The sequence below is a fragment of the Pseudomonas sediminis genome, assembly GCF_039555755.1.
Taxonomy (GTDB): domain Bacteria; phylum Pseudomonadota; class Gammaproteobacteria; order Pseudomonadales; family Pseudomonadaceae; genus Aquipseudomonas; species Aquipseudomonas mendocina_D.
The window spans coordinates 2,633,904-2,660,589 of sequence record NZ_CP154631.1; the positions used below are offsets into that span (position 1 = coordinate 2,633,904).

General features: G+C 63.5%; 18 protein-coding genes and 1 pseudogene. 15 read left to right on the top strand and 4 right to left on the bottom strand.

Translation table 11 applies throughout. The features are described 5' to 3' along the window. From AAEQ75_RS12465 to hepT, 4 genes are all read left to right on the top strand, one after another. Complete coding sequence (locus tag AAEQ75_RS12465; protein ID WP_343352379.1) at positions 1–840, top strand: hypothetical protein; 840 nt, start codon at positions 1–3, stop codon at positions 838–840. Further along, the gene (locus tag AAEQ75_RS12470) at positions 837–1,748 is read left to right on the top strand and encodes an ABC transporter ATP-binding protein (RefSeq protein ID WP_343349108.1); all 912 of its coding nucleotides are present in this window, start codon (positions 837–839) and stop codon (positions 1,746–1,748) included. The genes AAEQ75_RS12465 and AAEQ75_RS12470 overlap by 4 nt, the downstream gene beginning before the upstream one ends. Before the next feature lie 253 nt (positions 1,749–2,001). Further along, complete coding sequence (gene mntA / locus AAEQ75_RS12475) at positions 2,002–2,400, top strand: type VII toxin-antitoxin system MntA family adenylyltransferase antitoxin (protein ID WP_343349110.1); 399 nt, start codon at positions 2,002–2,004, stop codon at positions 2,398–2,400. Further along, entirely contained in the window at positions 2,390–2,812 is a 423-nt protein-coding gene (gene hepT, locus AAEQ75_RS12480) for a type VII toxin-antitoxin system HepT family RNase toxin (protein ID WP_143506146.1), read from the top strand. Before mntA ends, hepT begins: the two co-directional genes overlap by 11 nt. A 114-nt stretch (positions 2,813–2,926) precedes the next feature. On the opposite strand, the gene nadC is transcribed toward hepT, so the two are convergent. Beyond that, a complete protein-coding gene (gene nadC / locus AAEQ75_RS12485; RefSeq protein ID WP_343349113.1) occupies positions 2,927–3,775 on the bottom strand; it encodes a carboxylating nicotinate-nucleotide diphosphorylase in 849 nt (282 codons plus the stop codon). Positions 3,776–4,197: 422 nt separating this feature from the next. Between nadC and AAEQ75_RS12490 the strand changes: the two genes are divergently transcribed. From AAEQ75_RS12490 to AAEQ75_RS21990, 5 genes and pseudogenes are all read left to right on the top strand, one after another. Next, positions 4,198–6,501 (top strand): DUF1631 domain-containing protein, encoded by a 2,304-nt coding sequence (locus AAEQ75_RS12490; protein WP_343349115.1) that lies wholly within the window; start codon positions 4,198–4,200, stop codon positions 6,499–6,501. Between the two features lie 225 nt (positions 6,502–6,726). Next, positions 6,727–7,278: a 1,6-anhydro-N-acetylmuramyl-L-alanine amidase AmpD gene (ampD, locus tag AAEQ75_RS12495; protein ID WP_099522563.1), complete on the top strand. Its 552-nt coding sequence runs from the start codon at positions 6,727–6,729 to the stop codon at positions 7,276–7,278. 2 nt (positions 7,279–7,280) lie between these two features. Then, positions 7,281–8,114 (top strand): regulatory signaling modulator protein AmpE, encoded by an 834-nt coding sequence (gene ampE / locus AAEQ75_RS12500; RefSeq protein ID WP_099522562.1) that lies wholly within the window; start codon positions 7,281–7,283, stop codon positions 8,112–8,114. A gap of 1,439 nt (positions 8,115–9,553) precedes the next feature. Next, positions 9,554–9,760 (top strand): annotated as a pseudogene (locus AAEQ75_RS21985) (HAMP domain-containing protein); the annotation flags it as partial. Between the two features lie 150 nt (positions 9,761–9,910). Continuing rightward, entirely contained in the window at positions 9,911–10,615 is a 705-nt protein-coding gene (locus AAEQ75_RS21990) for a methyl-accepting chemotaxis protein (protein WP_371916932.1), read from the top strand. A gap of 327 nt (positions 10,616–10,942) precedes the next feature. Here the strand turns inward: AAEQ75_RS21990 and AAEQ75_RS12510 are convergent, their stop codons facing one another. Further along, entirely contained in the window at positions 10,943–11,722 is a 780-nt protein-coding gene (locus AAEQ75_RS12510; RefSeq protein WP_343349120.1) for a TatD family hydrolase, read from the bottom strand. 136 nt (positions 11,723–11,858) lie between these two features. On the opposite strand from AAEQ75_RS12510, the gene AAEQ75_RS12515 reads away from it, so the two are divergent. After that, positions 11,859–13,916: an AsmA family protein gene (locus tag AAEQ75_RS12515; RefSeq protein ID WP_343349122.1), complete on the top strand. Its 2,058-nt coding sequence runs from the start codon at positions 11,859–11,861 to the stop codon at positions 13,914–13,916. Positions 13,917–13,969: 53 nt separating this feature from the next. On the opposite strand, the gene cra is transcribed toward AAEQ75_RS12515, so the two are convergent. Then, positions 13,970–14,956: a catabolite repressor/activator gene (gene cra / locus AAEQ75_RS12520; protein WP_343349124.1), complete on the bottom strand. Its 987-nt coding sequence runs from the start codon at positions 14,954–14,956 to the stop codon at positions 13,970–13,972. Between the two features lie 238 nt (positions 14,957–15,194). Between cra and ptsP the strand changes: the two genes are divergently transcribed. From ptsP to AAEQ75_RS12540, 4 genes are all read left to right on the top strand, one after another. Continuing rightward, complete coding sequence (gene ptsP, locus AAEQ75_RS12525) at positions 15,195–18,056, top strand: phosphoenolpyruvate--protein phosphotransferase (RefSeq protein ID WP_343349126.1); 2,862 nt, start codon at positions 15,195–15,197, stop codon at positions 18,054–18,056. Further along, complete coding sequence (pfkB, locus tag AAEQ75_RS12530) at positions 18,056–18,976, top strand: 1-phosphofructokinase (protein ID WP_343349128.1); 921 nt, start codon at positions 18,056–18,058, stop codon at positions 18,974–18,976. Before ptsP ends, pfkB begins: the two co-directional genes overlap by 1 nt. Positions 18,977–18,988: 12 nt before the next feature. Beyond that, positions 18,989–20,710 carry a fructose-specific PTS transporter subunit EIIC gene (locus AAEQ75_RS12535; protein WP_343349130.1) on the top strand — a complete coding sequence of 574 codons (1,722 nt, stop codon included), beginning with the start codon at positions 18,989–18,991 and terminating at the stop codon, positions 20,708–20,710. Between the two features lie 146 nt (positions 20,711–20,856). Next, the gene (locus tag AAEQ75_RS12540) at positions 20,857–23,037 is read left to right on the top strand and encodes a hypothetical protein (protein WP_343349132.1); all 2,181 of its coding nucleotides are present in this window, start codon (positions 20,857–20,859) and stop codon (positions 23,035–23,037) included. 128 nt (positions 23,038–23,165) lie between these two features. Here AAEQ75_RS12540 and cobB read toward each other — a convergent pair whose 3' ends face one another. Further along, positions 23,166–23,873: a Sir2 family NAD+-dependent deacetylase gene (gene cobB, locus AAEQ75_RS12545; protein WP_256835462.1), complete on the bottom strand. Its 708-nt coding sequence runs from the start codon at positions 23,871–23,873 to the stop codon at positions 23,166–23,168. A 383-nt stretch (positions 23,874–24,256) separates the two neighbouring features. Between cobB and AAEQ75_RS12550 the strand changes: the two genes are divergently transcribed. Next, a complete protein-coding gene (locus AAEQ75_RS12550) occupies positions 24,257–26,674 on the top strand; it encodes a membrane-bound PQQ-dependent dehydrogenase, glucose/quinate/shikimate family (RefSeq protein ID WP_343349134.1) in 2,418 nt (805 codons plus the stop codon). The last annotated feature ends 12 nt before the right edge of the window (positions 26,675–26,686 follow it).

The window sequence follows — 26,686 nt, forward strand, 5'->3', positions numbered from 1 at the left end:
GTGTCACGCCGTTTGTGGGCGTTGTTTTCATGCCTATTTTTTGTGGCTGCATTTATTTTGCTGGGGGCTTGGCGTGCCGAGCAACCGATGCACTTGCGGGCGCAAATAGTATCGGGTCGGGTGGTTCCAAATGCGCCGATATTGGTGGTTCTCTATGCTGGGGATCGATATCTGGCGGCAAGTTTGGAAGCGATCAGATTGTCTTCTACGGGCATCAACTACAGTGGTGTCGATGCCGATTACTTAATTCGATCGCAGCGTGTAGTCGCTGAGCTTAACTCGTGTCATGAGGATAATTATTACTTGGCAAATGGGCTGCTAACTTGGGGTGGGGCCGTACAGGAAGGTAATCATGTACTCAAGGCCGCAATGGCCTGTCGCTTCTGGGATTATGTGCCGGCATTTTTTTATGGCGTTAATCTGGCCTTTTTTCAGCGGCAGTATTCCGACGCTTCGGCGGTGATGGTACTTGCCGCGGAGCGCTCGCAGGAAAATTCGGCTACCCTGCGCAGATTGGCGATATCGCTCAGAGCGGAGGGGTTCGCCGATGAAGCACTGGCATTGTCCTATCTGACTCAGCAGCGTGATAGCACGAAGGAACCATCCCTGCGCGAGATGCTTGATAAGCGCGTGGTGCGCTTGCAGGGGTTGATTGATCTGCGTGCGGCACAGCGTCGCTACGAGTCGATTAACGGTCCTTTATCCGATTTACAGCAGTTGGTTTTCTCCGGGCTGCTGGCTGAGCTACCTCAAGACCCCCTGAATTTGGGGTATGAGTTGCGCGATGGGTTAGTCGAAATGAAGAAGTTGAAAATCGCCGGTATGGAGAATCAGCCTTGAGTGCGGCGCTGGAGTTCAAAGGCGTCAGCCAGACGTTCCGGGTCAAGGGCAGGGAAGTCCGCGCGCTGCGCGATGTGAGTTTTGCCTTGGCCGAAGGCGAGGTGTTCGGTTTCGTCGGCCCCAATGGCGCCGGCAAGTCCACCACCATCAAGGTGATGCTGGATATCATCAACGACTACCAGGGCGCGGTCAGCATCTACGGCGTGGATGCGCATCGCGCCGAGGCGCGTCAGCCGCTGGCCTATGTGCCCGAGGCGCCGGCGCTCTACGAGCAGTTCACCCCGCTGGAAATCCTGCGCATGGGCCTGTCCATGTATGGCATCAAGCGGGCGGATGCCGATGCCTGGTGCATGCACTGGCTGGAGCGCTTCTCCGTGGATATGAACGCCAAGCGGCGTATCCGCGAGTTGTCCAAGGGCAATGTGCAGCGCGTGGCGCTGGCACATGCCATGGTGGTGCAGCCCAGGCTGCTGGTGCTGGACGAACCGCTGTCCGGGCTCGATCCGGTGGGGCGCAAGGATGTGGTGGATATCCTTACCGAGTTCAAGCAGCAGGGTGGGGCGATCTTCTTTACTTCCCATGTGCTGCATGACGTGGAGCGCATTGCCGACCGCTTTGGCTTTATCAACAAGGGCGAGTTGCTGACCGTGCGCTCGCCGCGCGAGCTGGCTGCCGAGCGCGCTGACGATATGCTGGTGCGCTATCACGCGGCGCAGCCGATTGGTCAGCCGTTGCGCGTGCTGCGCGAGGGTGAGTTCGAGTGTGAGGTGCTGCAGGCTGACCTGCCGGCTTTCATCGCTCAGTTGAACCAGGTCGGCGGCCATCTGTTGACGGTCAAGCCGGCGGTGTCGCTGGAGACGGTGTTCTTCAATATTCTCGACAGCGCCGCTGGAAAGACTCCGGCCTGAAGTAGGATGCGCTGCGCGCACCGACCTTGTCGTTTTCTGCTGCTCTCCTTGCGGGCGTCTTGCCTCGGGAGGGAAGGCTTTTGACCGTGCAGTGGCGACGATTCGCTACGGCGCGCGCCTCTTACAGAGTGTGATCGCTCGTGGTCTTCGGTGTGCATGGCAGACCCTGCAGCGTTGTGGTTGATTATCGTGTTGTGCAGCCTCATTCGACGTGTCTGGGATACACTTCCAGGCGTGTATAGGGAGGCCAGCCATGAATAGAGAAACCTTGATTGGGTTGCTGCGTTCGCGTCTGGACGGGGTGTTGGCTATCTACGCCTTTGGTAGCCGTGTGCAAGGTACGGCGGACAGTCGTAGCGACCTTGATCTCGCAGTGTTGGTGCGAGGGTATGCCGACCCATTACTGCTCTGGGAGCTTGCCGGAGAGGCCGCCGATATCGCCGGTTGCCCAGTTGATCTCCTGGATATGCGCAAGGCTTCTACGGTCATGCAGCAGCAGGTGTTGCAGCGGGGTGAGCGCTGGTGGGCAGTCGATGGCGTTGAGGCCGGTTTGTTCGAGTGCGCGGTGTTGAGTGAGAAGCTCGAGCTGGATCGGGCCAGGGCTCCCCTGTTACAGGAAATCGCGAGAGACGGGCGGATTTATGGTCGATGATGTCTTGCTGAACAAGGCTGCCAGCATCGAGCGTTGCGTGCGTCGAGCTCGCGAGGAGTACGGGCGTGACCCGGCGAGTTTTGCTGAAGATTACACCCGTCAGGATGCCGCAATCTTGAATATCCAGCGGGCCTGTGAGGCGGCGCTCGATATGGGCCAGCACCTGATCAGGCGCGAACGTCTGGGGGTGCCCCAGAGCGCGCGTGATGTGTTCGCTTTGCTGGCTGACGGAGGTTGGATCGAACGTGATCTGGCTGAGGCACTCAAGCGTATGGTCGGTTACCGCAATATCGCCGTGCATGAGTATCAAGCGCTGCAATTGCCTATAACCGTCGCTGTCATCACGCGACACCTGGGCGAATTTCTCGACTATTCCCAGAGCATTTTGTTGAAGGATGCTCAGCAAGATTAAAGCGCGGTTTGACCTGTAGGAGCCCCGCCCCGGGGCGAATGGTGTGTAGTGCGGTGCGATTTCGCTGAGACATCGATTCGCCGCGAGGCGCGGCGCCTACAGTGAGTTGGCGGCTTATAGGGCCAGGCGCATCGACAGATCCACCGCCTTCACATCCTTGGTCAACGTCCCCAGCGAGATGTAGTCCACGCCGGTCTCTGCGATCACGCGCAAGGTGCTGTCATTGATGCCGCCCGAGGCTTCGAGTTTGGCGCGGCCGGCGGTGAGTTGTACGGCTTCGCGCATGTCTTCCAGTGACAGTTCGTCGAGCATGACGATATCGGCGCCGGCCTGCAGCGCTTCGCGCAGTTCTTCCAGGCTTTCCACTTCGACTTCCACCGGTTTGCCCGGGGCGATCTGGTGGGCGGCGTTGATGGCCTGGGCGATGCCGCCGCAGGCGGCGATGTGGTTTTCCTTTATAAGGAAGGCGTCGTACAAACCGATGCGATGGTTATGGCAGCCGCCGCAGGTCACTGCGTACTTCTGCGCCAGGCGCAGACCCGGTAGGGTCTTGCGGGTGTCCAGCAGTTTTACCTGGGTGCCTTCTACCAGGTCGGCATAGTGGCGGCAGCGGGTGGCGACGGCAGACAGGGTCTGCAGGAAGTTCAGTGCGCTGCGCTCGCCGCTGAGCAGGGCGCGGGCCGGGCCTTCGAGGCGGAACAGGGTCTGGTCGGCGCTGACCTTGTCGCCATCCTTTACCTGCCAATGCACCGCGACACGCGGGTCGAGTTGGCGAAATACCGCATCGACCCAGGCCGTGCCGCAGATAACTGCCTCTTCGCGGGTGATGATCCGGGCGCTGGCCAGGCGCTCGGCCGGAATCAGCTGGGCCGTGATGTCGCCGTTGCCAATGTCTTCGGCCAGGGCGCGGCGGGCGTTGGCTTCGATTTCACTGCTGAGGTCGGCGAGGATCAGGTTGGGCATGGTCGGCTCCGGTGTAGTCGAGCCGCGATTATAGAGGCAGGTGGTTGCAGGGCAATGCTCCATCGCGGCGCTGGGCCTTTTGTCGTTCTGCAGAATTGATCAGGCACTTTTGTATGTTGCCGCTGCTCTTAATGACGAGGGCACCCCCTTGGCCCGACTATCGGTGCAGCGCCTAAGGCCTGTCAGGGTTAGGCTGTGGAGGTGCGAGTGTGGTGTATTGGCCGTCGTCCGAAGATGGCGTGTGGCTATCTGTGATCTGGGTCATGTCTGTGGGAAAAATTGGCTTGGTATGGCGCGCAGCCTCCCTATAATGGCTTTACTTTTTTCATTATTGACGCCAGGCCTTTGACGTTAAGGACGACGCTCGGTTGACGCTGTGCAGACCAGGAAGCCCGGATTCGGGCTGTCTGCGGGAGACTAGAATGAAGACCGACGCGAATGTGGTGCCGCTGACCAAGGCCACCGCTGAGCAATCGCCAACTTCGCCGGTAGGAAGACTGCCCGTGGCGCTGATTCAGGTGCGTGACAAAGCGGCGCAACAGCTCAAGCAGAACCTGCAGAGCTTGTTCGACAATGCTGACGATACCCTCTTCGAGATGGCGGATCGGGCGACCAGCAATGCCGAGCAGAATGCTTTCTTCGAGGCCATGCGCGACCTGCGGCTCAAGCGCAAGAATATCGAGCGCGGCTTTCTGCAGAAGGTGTTCGAGTCTTTCGCCAATCTCAACCAGTACGAAATTGGCAAACCTCAGCCCACGCTGGATGCCGTGTCGTTCGATAGCCTGAGCCTGGTGCAGAACGACGAGCTGGAAGAGACGGTGGCGCTGGATGCCATGGTGGCCAAGGTCATGAGCCGTGATGCCATGGCGCTGGGCCATCTCACCACACGCCTCAATGCGGTGATCAGCAAGAAGCTGGACGACAAGAGCAACCCGCTCGGCCCGACCCTGCTCAGTGAGTACTTCCTCGACGCCTGCAGCGGGCTAGGTGTGGAGATCAAGGTCAAGCTGATCATCCTCAAACTGTTCGAAAAGTACGTGCTGGGCAGTTGCGATGTTCTGTATGCCGAGGCCAATCAGGCGCTGGTCAATGCGGGTGTGCTGCCGGAGTTGAAGTCCGCGCAGCCGCGCCGTCAGCAGCGCCCTGTGGCTTCTGCATATAGCCAGTCTTCGGGCGAGGAGGGCATGCCGTTGCTCGAAGGCGCCGATCAGGGCGTGCAGGAAGTGTTCGGTGCGCTGCAGGATCTGCTCTCGCAAGTACGCGGCACATCGATGCCACGCCGCGCTCAGACAGCCGATGCACTGCCGATCACCAGCAACGACCTGATGCGCCTGCTATCGCACATGCAGCAGCGTGCTCCGGCACAGGTCAACGTCGAAGATTTCGATCTCCGTGACCAGCTCGAACGATTGCTCGAACGTGCCAGCGCCAAGAGTGGCAAGGCGCGAGTGGTGGGTGAGGTCGATGAAGATGTGATTAATCTGGTGTCGATGCTGTTCGAGTTCATTCTCGACGATCGCACCCTGCCGGATTCGCTCAAGGCACTGATTGGCCGTCTGCAGATCCCGATGCTCAAGGTTGCGGTGCTGGACAAGACCTTCTTCAGCCGTGGCAGCCATCCGGCTCGCCGCTTGCTCAACGAGATCGCCTCTGCCGCGTTGGGTTGGGTCGATCAGGACGATGCCCAGCGTGACAGCCTCTATCAGAAGATCGAACAGGTGGTTCAGTGTCTGCTGAACGACTTCGTCGACGATCCGGCGATTTTCTCCGAGTTGCTCGCCGAGTTCATGGCGTTCACGGGCGATGAGCGCCGTCGCAGTGAACTGCTCGAACAGCGTACCCGCGATGCCGAGGAAGGCAGTGCCAAGGCCGAGTTGGCCCGTCGCCAAGTCGAGCAGGCACTGAATGAGCGTTTGCTCGGCAAGACCCTGCCGGAAGTGGTGGTGCGGCTGCTGCAGGAAGCCTGGAGCAAGGTGCTGATGCTCACTTGCCTCAAGCATGGCGTGGAGTCGGAGGAATGGCAGGCTGCGCTGCAGACCATGGATGACCTGGTCTGGAGCGTCGCCCCGCATGAAGATCCAGAGGCGCGTCTGCGTTTGCTGGAGCTGGTGCCCGGCTTGCTCAAGGCACTGCGCGAAGGCATGGCCAGTGCGGCGTTCGATCCGTTCTCTACCAGCGAATTCTTCAGCCAATTGGAAGTGCTGCACGTGCAGGCCTTCCAGCGCTTCAAGCGCGCAGCCCCTGAAGCCGAAACGGCCGTACCTGAGGATGTCGCGCACACCGATCTGAGCGAAGCGGGCGTCGAGTTGCCACTGCTGGAGCTGCCGGCGGCCGAAGAAGAGGTCGAGGATGCCCCGGCGATGGTCGAGGTGGTCGAAGAGATCATTCTGCTTGCGCCCGGTCAGACCCGTCCGCAGGAGCCGGACGTGGTGCTCCCGGACGACGACGAAGCGCTACTGCAGGTAGACAGCCTGCGTGTGGGTAGCTGGGTGGAAATTCAGGAAGATGAAGAGCACAAGCTGCGCTGCAAGCTGGCAGCCATCATCAAGCCCACCGGCAAGTACGTGTTCGTCAATCGCACCGGCATGAAGGTGCTGGAGAAGACGCGCAACGCGCTGGCGGTGGAGTTCCGCCGCAACGCTGTGCGCCTGCTCGACGATGCGTTGCTGTTCGACCGCGCCCTGGAGTCGGTCATCGGTAACTTGCGCAAGCTGAAGCACAGCTGATTTGTTGCCAGGAGCGTTCGCCCCTGGCAACGGCTTGATTTGTAGGAGCCCCGCCCCGGGGCGAAGCTTTTTGATCCTGCGGCGTGCTCGATATCGATTCGCCGCGAGGCGCGACTCCTACAGTCGTGATCCTCGATTTTCCCGCCTTTGCACATCCTGTTGCGGCCTCGCGCTTGGCCGCCGTAGCCACCTGCTCTAGAGTGGTGGCTCGTTCAGGAGCCTTCCATGCAGCTCGACCCCTCAACCGGCTGGTTTCAGGGCATCCCTCACTGCCCATCGCCGAATTTCAATGTTCGCCCCAGTGGCGAAATTTCCCTGTTGGTGGTGCACAACATCAGCCTGCCACCCGGGCAGTTCGGTACTGGCAAGGTGCAAGCGTTCTTTCAGAACCGCTTGCCGGTGGACGAACATCCTTTCTTCGCCGAAATTGCGTCCTTGCAGGTTTCCGCCCATTTCTTCATCGAGCGTGATGGCGGGCTGACGCAGTTCGTCTCCTGTCTGGATCGTGCCTGGCACGCCGGGGTTTCCTGGTTCGAGGGGCGCGACAACTGCAACGATTTTTCGCTGGGTGTGGAGCTGGAGGGGACGGATGATCTGCCTTATACCGATGCTCAATACGCCAGGTTGGCCGAGCTGACGCGGCAGTTGCTGGACGCTTACCCGGCGTTGTCGACGCAGCGCATCCGCGGCCACAACGATATCGCGCCTGGGCGCAAGACTGATCCGGGGGCAGCGTTCGACTGGGCGCGTCTGCACGCCGAATTGAAGGAGAGGTAGCAATGAGTTTTCTGGTGATTCTGCTGGTGCTGTGGGTCGAGAAGTTTTCCGCCTGGCGCCTGCGCATCCAGCAGGACGGCCCCTGGTTGGCGCAACTGCAGCGCCTGCAACAAGGCGGCCTGCAGCAGGCTCCGTGGCTGTGCCTGGCCGTTCTGGTGCTGTTGCCGGTGTTGGCGTTGGGCCTGGTGCTGCTGATCCTCAAACCGTTGGCTTACGGCTGGCTGGCTTTACCGGTGCATTTGCTGGTGCTGATTTACAGCCTGGGGCGGGGTGATCTGCTCGCAGCGCTGGGGCCGTTTCGCGACGCTTGGCGGCGCGGTGACGGTCAGGCCGCTTACCACGTGGCCGAACGTGACCTTTCGTTGCAGCCGGAGGAGGGCACCGAGCTGCTGCAACAGGTGCAGGGGCATCTGCTATGGCAGGCCTATCAAAGCTTCTTTGCGGTGATCTTCTGGTATCTGCTGTTGGGCCCCATGGCCGCGCTGGCCTATCGCCTGTTGGCGATGAGTGCAGAGCATGCGCAGCAACCGGCTCTGCGTGAGCGCGCCGTACAACTGCGCCACGCTTTCGATTGGCTGCCGGCGCGGGTGCTGGCTTCCAGTTTCGCCCTGGTCGGCAATTTTGTCGCCGTCAGCCGCGCCTTGCTGCATGAGCTGCTGAGCTGGGACATTTCTGCCGCGCAACTGGTGGTCAAGGCTGGGCGAGCCGCTGGTGAGATGCCGCCGCCAGTGATGGGTGAGGAGGGTGTCGATACCCTGGATCAGCTGTGGCAACTGCTGATTCGTGCTGCGGTGGTCTGGTACGCCGGTTACGCGGTTTGGGTGTTATTCATTTAGGGGGAACGCTGAAATAGCCGTGATTGCTGCGCAGGCGTTAATCCAGAACCTGCGTAGTCCCTGGGCTCCCGCCTTCGCGGGAGTGACGATAAATGGCTTTTCAGAACATCCTTAGAGATCGTATCCAAGCGATTTACAGGGCGGGGGCAACCTGCTGTCACGCACAGTGGCGGGTTGCTCCCGCCCTTTGTCCTTATGTAATTCCAGTGACGAACTACGCTTACTCTTGAGAGGGAGTGAAGGGCGCTGCGCGCGTTTAACCTTAAGTTACAGAGACGCGTGTCGATAAGGCGTATAAGGAGGCGGTAGTCGACCCTGTTTGGTGATTTTCGTCACATTTGTCTGCCTGTCTTTGCCGCATAGCTCGGCGAACCCAGGTCGGTCGACACAGGGCGCCGTGATCAGCCCGTAAGAGGCTCGGCGGCGATCCAAGCAATACCTATAACAATAATGGCAACTGGAGACGTCTAGTGAAGACCGTGTTGTATCCGGCCATCGCGCTGATGAATCGCCTCAGCTTCGGTATGAAGTTCAGCCTGATCAGCGTTCTATTCTTCCTGCCCATGCTCGTCACCAACTTCTACCTGGTGCGCGACTCCTATCGACAGTTCGTTGGTACCCAGACCGCCCTGGAAAGCCTCGAGCTACTTGGCAGCAGCTTGCAGCTGCGGCGTGATCTTGAAAGCCTCAATGATCTGGTCCAGATCAACTCGATGATTGGTCAGTCCGGTCAGGCGGGGGATCTGGAGGGGCGTATAGATCAACTGCAGCAGTCGCTCAGTACCGGCCTGCAAGGACTGCAGCCAGTGACCAGCGATGCCGAGCAGGAAGCGGAGTTCATCGCCAAGCGCGACGAATTGCTGGCCGAGCTGAAGAGCGCAGAGGCCGAGACTTCTTTGCAGAGCAAGACGGTCATCGTCGAGAAGCTGCTGGGCTCTTCCCAAGTCTTCATCAAGCTGGTGGCCAGCCAGGCGGGACTAAGCCAGGACCCGCAGCGTCAGGTACGGCAGATTACCGAGCTGATCACCAACGTCACCCCGCAGATCACCAATGTGCTCAGCCAAGGCCGCGCCATCGGCGCCTATTCCCTGGGGCAGGGTTTTCTCAATTCCGCGGCCAGTACCCAGTTCGATGACCTGCTGCTGCAGTTGGAGAAGTTGCATGCCGAGTACGGCCTGAATCTGCAGGAGGCACTGGCCGGTAACGTCGTGGCGCAGAACGGGCTGGGCAGCCTGGCCGAAGCCAGTCGCCAGAGTCTGAAGGACAGCGGCGTACTGTTCGAGGATCAGGTGATCATCGCCGACAGCCTGGATACGCCCTGGGCGCAGTTCTACGATCAGGTCAGCCAGGAAATGGCCAAGACCTACGCCTTCAACGACGGCCTGCTGGCCTTCCTCGATAACCAGCTAAGCGAGCGTCTGACCGAGAACCGTGCGCAGATGGTGTTGTTGGTCGTGGCTCTGGTAGTGGTGTTTCTGCTGATCGTCTATCTCTACAGCGGTTTCTACGTTTCCACGCGGGCGACCCTGAAGAATCTGGGCCGGGTAATGGACAAGGTGGCCGCCGGTGACATGACGGTCAACTTCCAGGCACAGAGTAGTGATGAGCTCGGCGAGCTGGGCCAGGTCTTCAACCAGACTGTGCAGCGTATTCATGATCTTATCGAGCGGGTTGGCCATACCGTGGGTGAGGTCGGTGGGCAGGCCGACCGGGTCGAACTGGTCTCGGGCGAGAGCAATCAGGCGGTGGCCGGTCAGCGTGCACAGATCGAGCAGGTGGCAACGGCGATGAACCAGATGTCTGCCACTGCTCAGGAGGTGGCGCGTAGTGCCGCCGCTGCGGTGGGTAGCGCGCAGAGCGTGAATCAGGAGACGGTCAGTGGCCGGGCATTGGTCGAGCAGCAGGTCGGTGCGATCCAGCGTCTTGCCGGAGAAATCGACCAGTCGGTGGCGGTAATCAACCAGCTGGCCAGTGACAGCGCCGCGATCAGCCAGGTACTCGACGTAATCAAGGGCATCGCCGAGCAGACCAACCTGCTGGCGCTCAACGCCGCCATCGAGGCGGCGCGGGCCGGCGAGCAGGGGCGTGGTTTCGCTGTGGTGGCTGATGAGGTGCGCAACCTGGCCAAGCGTACGCAGCAGTCCACCGAAGAGATCGAAGCGATGATCGCCAAGCTGCAAGGTGGCGTGGGGGCGGCGGTGAAGGCGATGAACGCCAGTCACCAGATGGCCGATGGCACGGTCAGTCAGTCGGCCAAGGTGCAGCAGGCCTTGGAGAACATCCTCGGCGCGGTGGGCATGATCGTCGATCAGAACCAGCAGATCGCCGCGGCGGCCGAGCAGCAGACGGCGGTGGCGCACGACATCGACCAGAATATCGTCGAGATCAACTATGCGGGGGAGCGTACCGCTGCCGGCGCCAGCCAGACCGAGCAGGCCAGCCGCGAGCTGAGCGAGCTGGTTACGCGTCTCAAGCAGTTGATCGGCGCGTTTCGCGTCTGATCGCTCCTCCCACAGGCTTCCCTTGGCCATTGCTCTGACCCTGTAGGAGCGGCGCCCCGCCGCGAGCTTGGGCGACTCTCTCCAGTCGCCTTTTCTGCGCAGAGCCTGTCCTCGAAGTGTTCCAGGTCGGAGGACGGGAATCCAGAGTCTCTGTAGCTCCTGGGCTCCCGCCTTCGCGGGAGTGACGGTGAAGGTTGTTCCAGAACAACCGGAAGCACAGATGGCACGGAGCGGCTCCCCGCCGCGAATATGGGCGACACGGTCTGGAAACATTCGCCCCGGGGCGGGGCTCCTACAGATGGTCATGTAGGATGATTTGCCTGAGGTCTATGCCCAGCCGAACAACTCATCCGCATTACGGCTGCTGGCCGCGGCCAGTTCCTCTGCCGTCATATCGCGCAACGCAGCCAGCTCGGCACAGATTTCAGCCAGATATTCCGGGCTGTTGCGCTGGTTGGGGTGCATGGCCGGGGCCATGTCCGGCGAGTCGGTTTCCAGCACGATGGCCTCCAGTGGCAGCTGCGCCACCACCTTGCGCAGTCGATTGGCTTGCGGCCAGGTAGCGGCGCCACCAAGACCGAGGCGGAAACCCAGCTTGATGTACTCGCGCGCCTCCTCGTAGCTACCGGCGAAGGCGTGGATGATGCCGCCGCGCGCCAGACGAAAGCGCTTGAGGGTGGCGATGGTCGCGGCATGGGCGCGGCGCACGTGCAGCAGCGCCGGCAGTTCGAAGTCGGCAGCAAGTTGTAGCTGCGCTTCGAACAGCGCCTGCTGGCGCTGTCGATCCAACTGTTCCAGATAATAGTCCAGACCGAACTCACCGACGGCGCACAATTTGTGGTGCCCAGCCAGTTTGCTCAGCCAGTCGCGCAGCTCAAGGAGATCCTGCGGACGATGTTCGTCCAGATAGACCGGATGCAGGCCGAAAGCTGCGTACAGGCTTTCATCTTCTTCGACCAGTTGCCATAGCCGCTGCCAGTTGGCCCGGTAGACGCCGAGCACCACCAGGCGCTGCACGCCCAGTGCGCGGCTGCGTGTAAGCACTTCGTCGCGATCTGCGTCGAAGTCGGGGAAGTCGAGGTGGGTGTGGGTGTCGATCAGGCGCATCGGTCAGCTCACCAGCGGGCGTTCAGAATCGGCTATTTTCCCCTTTCACGCCAGGGCAAGGGAGCGTTGGCGAATCTTTTCAGTCGTATGGATATGGACGAGTTTCACTCGGGCAGTGAAATAAGGAGGTCGCTGGGTGCGCCATTTACGCAAGTTTGTAGGCGCATTGTTCGCCGTTTTCCTGTTGTTGCTGGCGGCGTTGATGCTGTTTCTGGTGCTGTTCGATTGGAATCGGGCGCGGCCGCTGATCAATGAACAGGTTTCTGCGGCCCTGAATCGACCGTTCGCCATCGAGGGCGATCTGCGCGTGGTCTGGCAGCGTGAAGCCGGTCAGCAGGGTTTGAGCGCCTGGCTACCCTGGCCCCATTTTGCTGCCGAGCAGTTGCGCCTGGGCAACCCGGACTGGGCGCAGGGCGATACCTTCGTCAGTCTCGACAGCGTGCGTTTGCGCCTGTCGCCCCTGCCGCTGCTGTGGAAAACGGTGAGCATTCCCAGTATCGAACTCGGCGCGCCGGTCGCCGATCTGCAGCGCCTGGCCGATGGCCGGGCGAACTGGGTGTTCGATCTGGGCAAGGAGGAGGCGGACGACAGCAAGCAGCCCAGCCCCTGGACGTTGGATATCGGCACGATTGGCTTCGACAAGGGGCAGGTGAAGGTCGACGACAAGGTCAGCAATACCCGCCTGGAGGCGATTATCCAGCCGCTGGGCGAACCGATCCCATTCGCCGATATCGTCGGCAAGAGCGCGGCCGAGCGTCTGGCCGAGAACAATGGCAATGCCCAGGATTACGCATTCGCCTGGCAGACCAAGGGCAGTTTCCGTGGCCAGCCGTTGACCGGCAGCGGCAAGGTCGGTGGCCTGCTGGCGCTGCATGACGCGTCGCAGCCGTTCCCGTTGCAGGCCGATCTGCGCATTGGCGCGACCCGTATCGTGCTGGCCGGCAGCCTGACCGATCCGCAGAACCTGGGGGCTCTGGATCTGCGCTTGCGTCTGTCCGGCGCCAGCCTCGGTCAGCTGTATCCGCTGACCGGCGTGACCTTGCCGGATACCCCGCCATACAGCACCGACGGTCGCTTGCAGGCCGACCTGCACGATGCCGACGGGGCGATCTTTCGCTACCTCGGCTTCAACGGCCAGATCGGTGACAGCGATATCCGTGGCGACCTGACGTTTGTGGCCCGCGAGCCACGGCCGAAACTGTCCGGCCAGCTGACCTCCAACCAACTGCTGTTCAGTGACCTGGCGCCGCTGATCGGCGCTGACTCCAGTGCGGACAAGCGCGAACGTGGCGAACGGGACGTGCAGCCGGCGAACAAGGCGCTACCCGTTTCCGAGTTTCGTACCGACCGCTGGCGCGCGATGGACGCCGATGTGCGTTTCGTCGGCAAGCGCATCGTGCACAGTGAGCAATTACCGATCACCGATCTCGACACCCATGTGGTGCTCAATGACGGCATGCTGAGTCTGGAGCCACTGCGTTTCGGCATGGCCGGCGGTGTGCTCGACTTGCAGATCCGCCTCAATGGTGCGACCACCCCGTTGCAGGGGCAGATGCGTCTGCGCGCGCGTGATCTCAAGCTTAAGCAGCTTTTCCCCACCTTCGCGCCGATGCAGACCAGCCTCGGTGAGCTCAACGGCGATGCGCGCATCAGCGGCCGTGGCAACTCGGTGGCCGCTTTGCTCGGCAGCGCAGATGGCGAGTTGAAGATGCTGATCAACGATGGCGCGGTGAGTCGCGGGCTGATGGAAATCGCCGGGCTGAACGTTGGTAACTACCTGGTCGGCAGGCTGTTCGGCGACGAGGATGTGAAGATCCACTGTGCGGCAGCGGATCTCGGCATCAAGCAGGGGCTGATGAGCACGCGGCTGTTCGTCATCGACACCGACAATGCGGTGATCAAGGTCGACGGCAGTGCCAACTTCGCCAACGAGCGGCTGAACTTCACCATCACGCCCGCGACCAAGGGCTTTCGTATCTTTTCCCTGCGCTCGCCGCTGTATGTGCGCGGCACGTTCAAGGAGCCGTCACCAGGCGTACAGGCCACGCCGCTGGCGCTGCGTGGTGTTGGCCTGGTAGCGCTGGGCGTTGCGGTGGCGCCGGCGGCTGGGCTGCTGGCGCTGGTGGCACCCAGCGCTGGCGACGAGCCGAGCCAGTGCGCGCCGCTGCTGCAGAAAATTCAGGGTGGCCAGTGATCCGCTCAGCGCGTAGGGCGGGTGCAACCCGCCTCGGCCTCGAGGGCCAATATTCAGGCTCGGGCCTTGAAGCTGCGGCCGATGGCCTCGATGCCGGGCTGATAGTCATTGTGTTCCACCGCCCGCAGTGTCCAGGCCAGCACGCGCTCGGCGATGCGTTCGTGCTGCTGGCTCATGGCATTGACTCGCAGCGGCAGAAAATCCAGCAACTGGGTATCGCCGAAGGTGGCCAGACGCACTGAAGGCCATTGCTCGCTGCTCTGTTCACGTAGCGCATCGAACACCCCTTCGAGCAGCACGTAGGCGGTGGTCAGCAGCGCATCCGGCGAGCCGACTTCCTCCAGCAGCGTTTGCATCTGTCGGTAGCCGCAGGCGCGGCTGAATAACTCGCCTTGGTAGACGCTGATGCGCCCGTCGAAACCTTTCAATGCCGAACGGAAGCCGCGTTCGCGCGCCTGGCTGATGACCAGTTCTGCGCGCGCGCCGAGCAGGGCGATATGCCGGGGTCTAGGCGTCAGCAGGCTTTCGGTCAGGGTGCGCCCGGCTTGTTCGTCATCGCTGACCACCGAGCGAATGTGAGTGGGCGACAGCGCGCGGTCCACGGCCACGACCGGCAGGCCGGCGGCGACGATGGCCGGATACAGCGGATCGTCCGCAGGCAGGCAGCTGGCGACGATCAGCGCCTCGCAGCGGCGTGAGCGGAACAGCTCGAGCAACTGCCGCTCGCTGCTCGGGTCATCGTCGGAACTGGCGATCAGCAACTGATAGCCGGCGGCGCGCGCCTTCTGTTCGAGCAGCTTGGCCAGGCGCGCATAACTGGGGTTTTCCAGGTCCGGCAGGATGAAACCCAGGCAGCGGCTTTGCCCGCGGCGCAGGCTGGCGGCCTGCTGGTCCGGGCGATAGCCATGCTCCTCGACCACGGCCAAGACCCTGGCCACGGTCGCAGGGCTGATGCGCCGACGTTCGGCCTGACCGTTGATCACGTAGCTGGCGGTGGTCACCGAGACCTGTGCCAGGCGGGCGATGTCGCTGAGTTTCACGGGCGCAGCACCATGCAGGGAAAGGATTTCGAGCGTGCGAGCGCGGCGAGTCTACACCGACTCGACGACGACTGGGCTTCAAGGATTACCCATTATCGGATAAGGTGCCAGCGTTTGATGAAACGTTTCAGTAGTGCGATTCATCAGCTAGTCTTGAAGGTGTTTGGGTGGCGTAAGTGAGCGCCGAGTCCGTGAACACCCTTCTCAATCAGAACAAGAATCCAAGCCGGAGACCACCATGCTCGAACTCGATGCCAGCCAAATCCAGATGGGCCGGGCGGCGGCGAACAAGGGCGAAGCCCTGGCCATGCTCGGCGATGCGCTGGCCAGTGCCGGCCTGGCCACTGCGGCTTACCTCGAAGGCCTGCAGGCGCGCGAAGCCCAGGGTTCGACCTTTCTCGGCCAGGGCATCGCCATCCCCCATGGCACGCCGCAGACCCGCGATCAGGTGCTGCGCACCGGCGTCAGCCTGATCCAGTTCCCCGCGGGCGTGGACTGGGGCAACGGCCAGCAGGTGTACCTGGCCATCGCCATTGCCGCCCAATCCGACGAACACCTGCACTTGCTGCAACTGCTGACCCGCGCCCTGGGCGAGGGCGATCTGAGCCAGGCGCTGCGTGAAGCCCGCGAGCCGGCGCAGATACTCGAACTGCTGCAGGGCGCACCGCAGGCGCTGGCACTGGACGGTCAACTGGTGGCGCTGGCGCAGCCCGCCGAAGACTTCGACGAATTGCTCTGGCAGGGCGCGCGCCTGTTGCGCCAGGCTGGCTGCGCACGCAGTGGCTTCGCCCTCGGGCTGGCGCGTGGCGAGCCGCTGCCGCTGGGCGATGGCCTGTGGTGGCTGCACAGCGAGACCAGCGTCGAGCGGCCCGGGCTGGCCTTCGTCACCCCGGCACAGCCGCTGACCTTTCGCGGTGAGGCGTTGCGCGGCCTGTTCTGCCTGGCCAGCCAGGGCGAGGCGCATCGTCAGGCGCTGGAGCGTCTGTGCGATGTGCTGATCGGTGGCCGCGCGGCGGCGTTCAGTGAAGCCAGCGACAGCCGTCAGGTGATCGAGGCGTTGGGTGGTGAAGTGCCGCCGGACTGGCCCAGCCTCAGCGTGCCGCTGCTCAATGCCCATGGTCTGCACGCGCGTCCGGCCAAGGCGCTGAGCGAGCTGGCGCAGGGTTTTGCCGGAGATATCCGCGTGCGCTTGCTCGGTGACGCGGGCGCCGGTGTTTCGGCCAAGAGCCTCAGCCGCCTGCTGGCGCTGGGCGCGCGGCGTGGTCAGATGCTCGAATTCAGCGCCGAACCGGCGATTGCCGACTGCGCGCTGCCGGCCATTCGCGCCGCACTGGAAAGTGGTTTGGGCGAAACGGTCGAGCCGCTGAGCGAAGCGCTGCCTGAGGTCGCGGCGCAGCTGGAACCGGTTGAGGCCGTCGCCCCTGTCGCCGGAAGCCGTTTGCTGGCAGTCGGCGCTTCGCCCGGTATCGCCATCGGCCCGGCATTGGTGCGCACGCCGCCGACCTTTGATTTCGCCGAACAGGGCCAGGGCGTGGAGCAGGAACGCGGGCGACTGGATTCAGCTCTGGCGGCTGTCTCTGCGCAGATTCAGCGCCTGGTCGATGGCGCCGGCGTGGCGAGCATTCGGGAAATCTTCAGTGCCCACCTGGCCATGCTCGCTGACCCGGCGCTGCGCGAGGACGTCGACGCCCGCCTGGCCAAGGGCGCGAGCGCCGAAGCGGCCTGGCAGGTCGAGGTCGAGGCCGCGGCCAAGCGTCAGGAGGCGCTGCATGACCCGCTGCTGGCCGAACGAGCGGCTGACCTGCGTGATATCGGCAACCGTGTGCTGGCGCATCTGTGTGGCGTAGAGCTGCCCAGCGAGCCGAACGAGCCGTACATCCTGGTGATGGCTGAAGTCGTGCCGTCGGACGTCGCTGGCCTCGACCGCCAGCGCGTGGCTGGCATCCTGACCGCTCGTGGTGGCGCCACCGCGCACAGCGCGATCATTGCTCGCGCCCTGGGGATTCCCGCTGTGGTCGGTGCCGGCGATGGCGTGCTGGCGCTGGCGCAAGGCACGCCGATGCTGCTCGATGGCGACAGCGGCCTGCTGCGCATCGCCCCTGATGCAGCTGAGCGCGACCAGGCGCTGCATGATCGTGAGACGGCGCAGCAGCGGCGCGAGCAGGCGCATGCCGCGCGCTTCAACGATGCGCAGACGCGCGATGGCGTGCGTGTGGAAGTGGCGGCCAATATCGGTGCCAGCGGCGAAACCGCCGACGCCGTGGAGCTGGGCGCGGAGGCGGTGGGCCTACTGCGCACCGAGCTGGTATTCATGGAGCATGCCCAGGCGCCGGATCACGCCGCGCAGGAGCGCGAGTACCGGCGCGTGCTCGATGCCCTCGCCGGGCGCCCGCTGGTGGTGCGTACGCTGGATGTCGGCGGCGACAAGCCGCTGCCGTACTGGCCGATGCCGGCTGAGGAGAACCCTTTCCTTGGCGTGCGTGGCATTCGCCTGAGCCTGCAGCGTCCGGAGATTCTCGAAACCCAGCTGCGCGCCTTGCTCGCCTCGGCCGATGGCCGACCGCTGCGGATCATGTTCCCCATGGTCGGTTCGGTGGAGGAGTGGCGTGCGGCGCGCGACATGGTGCAGCGCCTGCGCGAAGAGATCGAGGTGCGCGACCTGCAGGTCGGCATCATGATCGAAGTGCCCTCGGCCGCGCTGTTGGCGCCGGTGCTGGCGCGCGAGGTGGACTTTTTCAGCATCGGCACCAATGACCTGACCCAGTACTGCCTGGCCGTCGACCGCGGCCATCCGCAGCTGTCGGCACAGGCCGATGGCCTGCACCCGGCGGTGCTGCGCCTGATCGAGATGACCGTGACCGCAGCCCATGCTCAAGGCAAGTGGGTCGGTGTCTGTGGTGAGCTGGCCAGCGACCGCCTGGCCGTGCCGCTATTGGTCGGTCTGGGCGTGGACGAGCTGAGCGTGACGCCGCGCTCGATTGCCCTGGTCAAGGCCCGTGTGCGCGAGTTGGACAGCCGCCAGGCGCGAACCCTGGCTGACCGCGCCCTGACCCTGGACAGTGCCAGCGCCGTGCGTGCGCTGGTGGCGGAGATGCACTGATGGCCCGAATTCTGACCCTGACCTTGAACCCGGCGCTGGACCTGACCCTGCGTCTAGACCGCCTGCAGCCCGGCGCGATCAACCGCTGCCATGAGCTGCGCAGTCACGCCGCCGGCAAGGGCCTGAACGTCGCCCAGGTGCTGGCCGACCTTGGCCACAGCCTGAGCGTCGGCGGCTTTCTCGGCCGCGCCAATGCCGCGCCGTTCGAGAGCCTGATGCACAAGCGCGGGTTTCACGACCTGTTCGTCCGTGTGCCGGGCGAGACGCGCAGCAATATCAAGCTGGCCGAAGCCGACGGCTGTATCACTGACCTCAACGGCCCTGGCCCACAGGTCGAGGCTGAGCATCTGCAACGCCTTGAGGCCGAGCTGGAGCCGCTGCTGGCCGGGTATGACGCCGTGGTAGTGGCCGGCAGCCTGCCGCGTGGTGTGACGCCTGAGTGGTTCGCCGGCCTGCTGCGGCGGATCAAGGCCAGCGGCGTGCCGCTGGCGGTCGATAGCAGTGGCGCGGCCCTGCAAGCGGCCCTGGGCGTCGCCCCCTGGCTGATCAAACCCAACGAAGAAGAACTGGCCGACGTGTGCGGCAGTGACCTGTCTGCCGCCGTGCAGACACTGCGTGCGCAGGGTATCGAGCATGTGCTGCTGTCACGTGGTGCGGACGGCGTCGACTGGCACGGCCCGTACATTGCCCTGCGCGCCGTACCGCCGCGTGTCGAGGTCGCCAGCACGGTCGGTGCCGGTGACTCGCTGCTGGCGACCAGCCTGCACGGCCTGCTCGAAGGCTGGCCGGCCGAGCGTACGTTGCGCCTGGCCACGGCGGTGGCGGCGCAAGCGGTCACCCAGATCGGCTTCGGTATCCATGATCGCGAGCAACTGGCCCGCTTCGAAGCGGCCGTGCAATTGCACTCCATAGAAGAATAAGAGGCACCCACCATGAATCTGCTGATCGTCACCGCCTGCCCCAATGGCCAGGTCACCAGCGTGCTGTGTTCGCGCCTGCTGCAGGCCGCTGCCGAGCGCCTGGGCTGGCAAACCCGTGTCGAGGTGCATGACACGCGCGCGATTGGCTCGCCGTTGAGCGAGGCCGAGATCGCCGCTGCCGACTGGGTGCTGGTGGTCAAGACCGGTGAGCTGCCGCTGAGCCGCTTTGCCGGCAAACGCTTGCTGCAGGCCACGCCGGCCGAGGCGCTGGCCGACCCGCAGCGTTTCCTGCAGGACGCCGCCGAGCGCGCCCAGCCCCATGCTGACAGCACCGAGGCGGTGCCCAGCGGCCGTCGCCGCCTGGTCGCGGTCACCGCTTGCCCGACCGGGGTGGCGCACACCTTTATGGCTGCCGAAGCGCTACAGCAGGCGGCGCTGCGTATGGGCCTGGACCTGCAGGTGGAAACCCGTGGTTCAGTCGGTGCGCGCAACCTGCTCGATGATGCCGTCATTGCGTCTGCCGATGCTGTGCTGCTGGCCACCGATATCGAAGTGGATACCAGCCGCTTTGCCGGCAAAAAGGTTTATCGCTGTGGCACCGGGGTGGCGCTAAAGCAGCCGCAGCAGACGCTGGAAAAGGCCTTGAGCGAGGCGCGACCGTTGAGCGAAGCCGCGCCTGCCGAAGGCAATGCTGCCAGCGGCGAGAAATCTGGCCCTTACAAGCACTTGCTCACCGGTGTTTCCTACATGCTGCCGATGGTGGTGGCGGGCGGCCTGCTGATCGCCCTGTCGTTCGTCTTCGGCATCAAGGCGTATGAGCAGGAGGGCACATTCGCCGCCGCGCTGATGCAGATCGGTGGCGACGCCGCATTTAAGCTGATGGTGCCGGTGCTGGCCGGCTATATCGCCTATTCCATTGCCGACCGTCCGGGGTTGGCGCCAGGGATGATCGGTGGGTTGCTCGCCAGCTCGCTGGGCGCCGGTTTTATCGGCGGTATCGTCGCTGGCTTTATCGCCGGCTATTCAGCTAAAGCCATTGCCCGCTGGGTGCGCTTGCCGGACAGCCTGGAGGCGCTCAAGCCGATTCTGATCATCCCGCTGCTGGCCAGCCTGATCACCGGCCTGGTGATGATCTACATCGTCGGCAGTCCTGTGGCTGATGTGTTGCGGTCGCTCACCCAGTTCCTCGATAGCATGGGCAGCACCAATGCCATCCTCCTTGGCGCATTGCTCGGCGGCATGATGTGCGTGGATCTCGGCGGGCCGATCAACAAGGCGGCCTATGCTTTCTCGGTCGGTCTGCTGGCGTCGAGCAGCTATGCGCCGATGGCTGCGACCATGGCCGGCGGCATGGTGCCGCCGATCGCCATGGCTATCGCCACCGTGCTGGCACGGCGAAAGTTCGCCCAGAGCGAGCGCCAGGCGGGCAAGGCGGCAGGGGTGCTGGGGCTGTGCTTCATCTCCGAGGGCGCGATTCCCTTCGCCGCGAAGGACCCGCTAAGGGTGATCCCGGCCAGCATTGCCGGTGGTGCGCTGACCGGCGCACTGTCGATGTACTTCGGCTGCAAGCTGATGGCGCCGCACGGCGGGCTGTTCGTGCTGCTGATTCCCAACGCCATCAACCATGCTCTGTTGTACCTGCTGGCCATCGTCGCCGGCAGCCTGCTCACCGGCGTGCTGTATGCGCTGATCAAGCAGTCCGAGGCGCAGCCGCTGGCGATTGGAGCGCAATAAACGCAGGCTCCGTTGCTTCGGTTACACTGAGTTGAACGGCGCCCGGGAAGTAGCAGTCTGTTGAATGGTCCGTGCGCCGATGCGCAGCGACGGATCTCGCTGACTTCGTGGCGCAGTCGCCCTCATAAAGAAAGGATCTTTCGTCGATGACCCAAGCTCTCGCGCATCGCTGGCGCTTCTTCCGTGCCGGTGGCTTCGATCAGGTGCAACTTGAAACCCCGGCGGATCTCGCCGCCCTGCGCGGCCTGGACCAGAAACTCTGGGCCAGCCTGGCCTGTCCGGTGAACAACCTGGAACTGGACCGGCGCATGCTGCAATACATCGACCTGAACCAGGACGGTCGTATCCGTGCTCCGGAAATTCTCGATGTGGTGGATTGGACGCTGGCACGCCTGCGTGATCCGGCCGTGCTGTTCCAAGAGGGACCGCTGCAGTTGTCGTCGCTCACCGACGACGCCGTAGGCACACGCCTGGGGTTGGCGGCTCGGCGCCTGCTGGGCGTGCTTGGACGGCCGGATGCCGAGAGTCTGACGCCGGCCGATACTGCCGATCTGGCGAAGTTGTTCCCGCCCCATCAATCCAATGGTGACGGCCTGGTGCCGGCGACTCTGACCGAGGATGCCGAGCTCAAGGTCGCCATTACTGACATCATCGCCTGCCTGGGCGCGCAGACCGACCGTAGTGGTGAGCCCGCCATCGGCGCCGAGCAGATCACCGCTTTCTTCGACCAGGCGCGCCAGTTGCATGCCTGGCACGCACGTGCTGCCGAACAGGGGCTGGATGCATTCGGTGAAGGCACGGTGGCGGCGGTCGAAGCGCTGAGCGCCGTGCGCGCCAAGATCGACGATTACTTCACCCGCGTGGCCATGGCCGAGTTCGATCCGCGTGCCGCCGCCTTGATGAATGCCAAGGAAGAGGAGCTGGTGCGTTTGGCATCGCTGTCGCTGGCAGATGCTGGCGAGGTCGCGGGTCTGCCCCTGGCAACGGTGCAGCACGGTGACGAGCTGCCGCTGAGCAAGGGGCTCAACCCGGCCTGGCAGCATGCCGTCGATGAATTCCGCCAACGTGTGGTGGTGCCGGTGTATGGCGAGCAGGACAGCCTGTCGCGCGAGCAGTGGCAGCATCTGGTCGCATTGTGCGGCAACTACCTGGCCTGGCGCGCCGAGACGCCGAAAGTGGCAATTGCCGAGGTGCTCGAACGCGGCCGTATTCTCGAGCTGGTGGAGCAGGGTGCCGAAGCGCGCCTGCTGGCGCTGGTGGAAGAGGACAAGACCGTGGCCGAAGCGGCCGATGGGCTGGTCGAACTGGATAAGCTGATTCGTCTGCGTCATGGCTTGGTCAAACTGCTGCGTAACTTCGTTTCTTTCCAGGCGTTCTATTCGCGTCACGAGAAGGCCGTTTTCCAGGCCGGGGTTCTGTATATCGACGGCAAGAGTTGCGAGTTGGTGGTGGAGGTCGAGAATGTCGAAGCCCACGCCAAGGTGGCAGCGGCCAGTGATTGCTTCCTGCTCTACTGCGCTTGCACCCGTCGCGGTGAGCCGGTGCGCGGCAAGGAAAGCCTGAATATCGTGGTGGCGGTGACTGCCGGCAGCGAGGGTGATTTGCAGGCGGGGCGCCACGGACTGTTCTACGACCGCGACGGTAACGACTGGGATGCCACGGTGGTCAAGGTGGTACAGCACGCGATCAGTATTCGCGAGGCGTTCTGGTCACCGTATCGGCGCATTTCCAAGCTGGTTTCCGATCAAGTGCAGAAGCTTGCGGCCAGCCGCGACGCCGACATGGTCAGCAAGACCGCCGCCAAGGTCGGTGAAACCGGTGCAGCGCCAGCCGCCACGCCTACCCCGGCGTTCGACATCGCCAAGTTCGCCGGTATCTTCGCGGCCATCGGCCTGGCGGTCGGTGCCCTGGGCACGGCGCTGGCGGCAGTGGTCACGGGGATTCTGTCGCTGGTCTGGTGGCAGATTCCATTGCTGTTTATCTGTGTGCTGCTGGCCATCTCCGGGCCGGCCATGCTGCTGGCCTGGTTCAAGCTGCGCCGCCGCAGTCTGGGGCCGATTCTCGATGGTAACGGCTGGGCGGTGAATGCTCAGGCACGCATCAGCATTCCCTTCGGCACCGCGCTCACGCAAATGGCGACAATACCCAAGGGTAGCGACCGCGCATTGCGCGATCCTTATGCCAACAAGCCGGTAGTGTGGCCCTGGCTCATCGCGCTGTTGCTCGTGCTGGGTGTGGGGTATTACGCCTGGAGCAATGGGGTGTTCAGCCCGGAGCCACAGGTGCCGGCTGAGGCAGTGGCGCCTGTTCAGGACGCTGCGCAGTAGGTGCTTGTCTCCCCTCTCCCGCTTGCGGGAGAGGGGCCGGGGGAGAGGGGACGTCAACTGATAAGCGTAGGGTGGGTGCAACCCGCCGGCTCGATAATTGGCGGGTTGCACCCGCCCTACGTTCCCTCTCAACCCGCCAACAGCTCTGTCACCCAGCGGGGCAATTGCTCGGTGGCCGGGCCGTAGCGTTTTTCCGCGAACAGCGAATGGCCCTGGCTGGGCTCCAGGTTGATCTCCAAGGTGTGCGCGCCGGCACGACGCGCCTGCTCGACGAACCCCGCCGCCGGGTAGACATGGCCAGAGGTGCCGATGCTGACGAACAGCTCGCACTGCTCCAGCGCGTCGTAGATGCGCTCCATGTGATAGGGCATCTCGCCGAACCAGACGATATCCGGGCGCAAGGTGCCGACCAGGCCGCAGCAGGTGCATGACTGCGTGACCGGCATGTCGTCCAGCAGCGGAAAACGCTGCTGGCTATTGCTGCACAGCATCGACTGCAACTCACCGTGCATGTGCAGCAAGCGTTTGGAGCCGGCGCGTTCGTGCAGGTTGTCGACGTTCTGCGTGACCAGCAGAAATTCGCCCTGCCAGGCAGCCTCCAGTTCCGCCAGGGCCAGGTGCCCGGCATTCGGTGCGATGACCGGATCGCGCAACTGCGCGCGGCGCATGTCATAGAAGCGCTGTACCAGTGCCGGATCGCGGGCAAAGCCTTCGGGCGTGGCCACCTCTTCGATGCGGTGGTCTTCCCAGAGGCCGTCAGTGGCGCGGAAGGTGCGGATGCCGCTCTCGGCGGAGATACCGGCGCCGGTGAGAATGACGATATTGGGATGGGGCATGGCGGCTCCGAAGCAGGTGCGTTGCTGCAACTCTAAGCCAATTCCGAATACCGTAGGGCGCGCCGTGCGCACCTGGGCAAAGGTGTCGGTGCGCGCGGCACACCCTACATGTTAGTCAGTCGGCAGTGGCGGGTTGCATCCGCCCTACGCGGCTATTGGCGCAACCGGATCTGCTCCGCTTGTCCTGCACAGCTAAAGATGGCCACCTGTTGATCAATTAGCAGCCGGCTCTTCTACACTCTGTAGAGCGTTGGGTGGCGACATGTCCAGCATACGGCTTTGCAAGTGCAGCCTTACTCGCAGAATCGCTGAACTCTCTCCCTCACTTCGCATCCACAAAGCACGGCCCCGATCTCCGGGGGCAGCGTTTCGGGGAGCGAGCAATGACAGGCAACAACAAGGCGCAGCTCCTGCGCATCAAGCTTACGGTTTGGGCGACAGTCGTTCTGGGCGCGCTGCTGGCGCTCGGTGGCGCTTATCTGCTGTGGCTGGGCGGTTCCTGGTACTACCTGCTGGCTGGCCTCGGCCTGTTGTTGGTGGGCGTGCTGATTCATCGCCGTCAGCGCGCGGCGCTGTGGCTGTATGCCCTGGTGCTGCTGGCGAGCCTGGCCTGGACGGTCTTCGAGGTGGGTTTCGATTGGTGGCAGATAGCGCCGCGCATCGACCTGTGGTGCGTGCTCGGCCTGTGGCTACTGCTGCCCTGGATCAACCGGCATATCGCGCCTGGGCAGCCCTGGCGTGACGGTGCCAGCGTGATGCTGGGTATCGGCCTGCTGCTGGGAGCGAGCATGGCTGGTTATTCATTGACGCAGGACTACCATCGACTGCCCGGCCGCTTCGACGAGCCGCGCATGGCCGCTGCAGGTGCGTCGACAGCCAGTCGTTCGGCCAGCGAATGGACTGCCTACGGCGGCTCGTCGCGTGGCGAGCGCTATGCCAGTGCCGAGCAGATCACCACGGCCAACGTCGGGCGGCTGAAGAAAGCCTGGGAGTTCCACACGGGGGATCTGCCCGGTGAGGGCGACCCCGGCGAGATTACCAATCAGGTGACGCCGCTCAAGGTCGGTGACAACCTGTTCATCTGCACGCCGCACAGCATCGCCATCGCGGTGGATGCCGACACCGGCGAGGAGCGCTGGCGCTTCGACCCGGCCATCAACCGTCAGGCCGAGTACTACCAGCACATGACCTGTCGTGGTCTGGCTTACCACGATGCGACAGCCTATCGCGGCCCGCTGATTGCCGCCCGAGATGGCGCGGCGCCGGAGCCTTCACCAGCGGCAACGGCGCGCTGCACCCAGCGACTGTTCCTGCCTACTAACGATGCCACGCTGTACGCGCTTGATGTGCATGACGGCAAGCCGTGCGAGGACTTTGGCGAGGCCGGCATGGTCGACCTCAAGGTTGGCCTGGGCGATGACACGCTGGGTGTCTACCTGCCTACCTCGCCGCCGGTGGTCACCGAGAAACTGGTCATCGTCGGCGGCTCGGTGACCGACAACGGCTCGGTGGATTCGCCGGGTGGGGTGATCCGTGCCTACGACGTACGCACCGGTGCGCTGGTGTGGAACTTCGACCCCGGGCGTCCCGATGCCACTGAGCCGCTGCCAGCCGGTGAGACCTACGTGCGCAGCACGCCAAACTCCTGGACCATCGCCACGGCGGACGAGGCACTGGGCCTGGTGTACATCCCCATGGGCAACCAGACGCCGGATCAGTGGGGCGTGCAACGCAGCGCCGAGGCCGAACGTTTCACCGCGGCGCTGGTGGCGCTGGACCTGGAAACCGGCAAGGTGCGTTGGGAATTTCGCACCGTGCATCATGACCTCTGGGATCGCGACCTGCCGTCTCAGCCCACGCTGGTGGATATCGAAGGCGCTGATGGGCCGGTGCCGGCGATCATCCAGCCGACCAAGCGCGGCGATCTCTATGTGCTTGACCGGCGCAGCGGTGAGCCCATCGTGCCGGTCAGCGAGCATGCCGTGCCGCAGGGTACGGTGGAGGGCGACTTCACCGCGCCGACCCAGCCGGCATCAAAACTCAGCTATGCCCCTGACGAGCCGCTGAGCGAACGCGACATGTGGGGCGGTACGCCCTTCGACCAGTTGATGTGCCGCATTCAGTTCCATCGTCTGCGTTACGAGGGCGACTTCACTCCGCCATCGGAGCAGGGATCGTTGATCTACCCGGGCAACGTCGGCGTGTTCAACTGGCCATCGGTGGCGGTCGATCCGCAGCGGCAGATTCTCTTCGGCGCGCCTAATTACCTGGCGTTCGTGTCGCGTCTGGTCAAACGCGAGGAGGCGCAGGATGTTCGTTATGGCAGTGGCGAAACCGGTCTGCAACCCAATCGTGGCGCGCCTTACATGGTCAGCCTGAAGCCGTTTCTTTCGGTCCTCGGCCTGCCTTGCCAGGCGCCGCCATGGGGCACTGTCACGGCGGTCGACCTGCGCAGCATGGACAAGGTCTGGCAGCGCAAGAATGGCACCAGCCGCGACAGTGCCCCCTTGGGCATTCCCCTGACCGTCGGCGTGCCGAACCTCGGCGGGCCATTGGTCACTGCTGGTGGTCTGGGCTTTCTCAGTGGCACGCTGGACTACTACCTGCGCGCCTACGACATGCGCACCGGCGAGGAGTTATGGAAGGACAGGCTGCCGGCCGGCGGCCAGGCCACGCCTATCAGCTACGTGTCGGAGAAGACCGGCAATCAATATGTGGTGGTAATGGCCGGCGGGCACGGCTCGTTCGGTACGCGCCTGGGTGATTCTCTGGTGGCCTGGACGCTGGAGGAGGATGAGTAGATAGCACAAGGC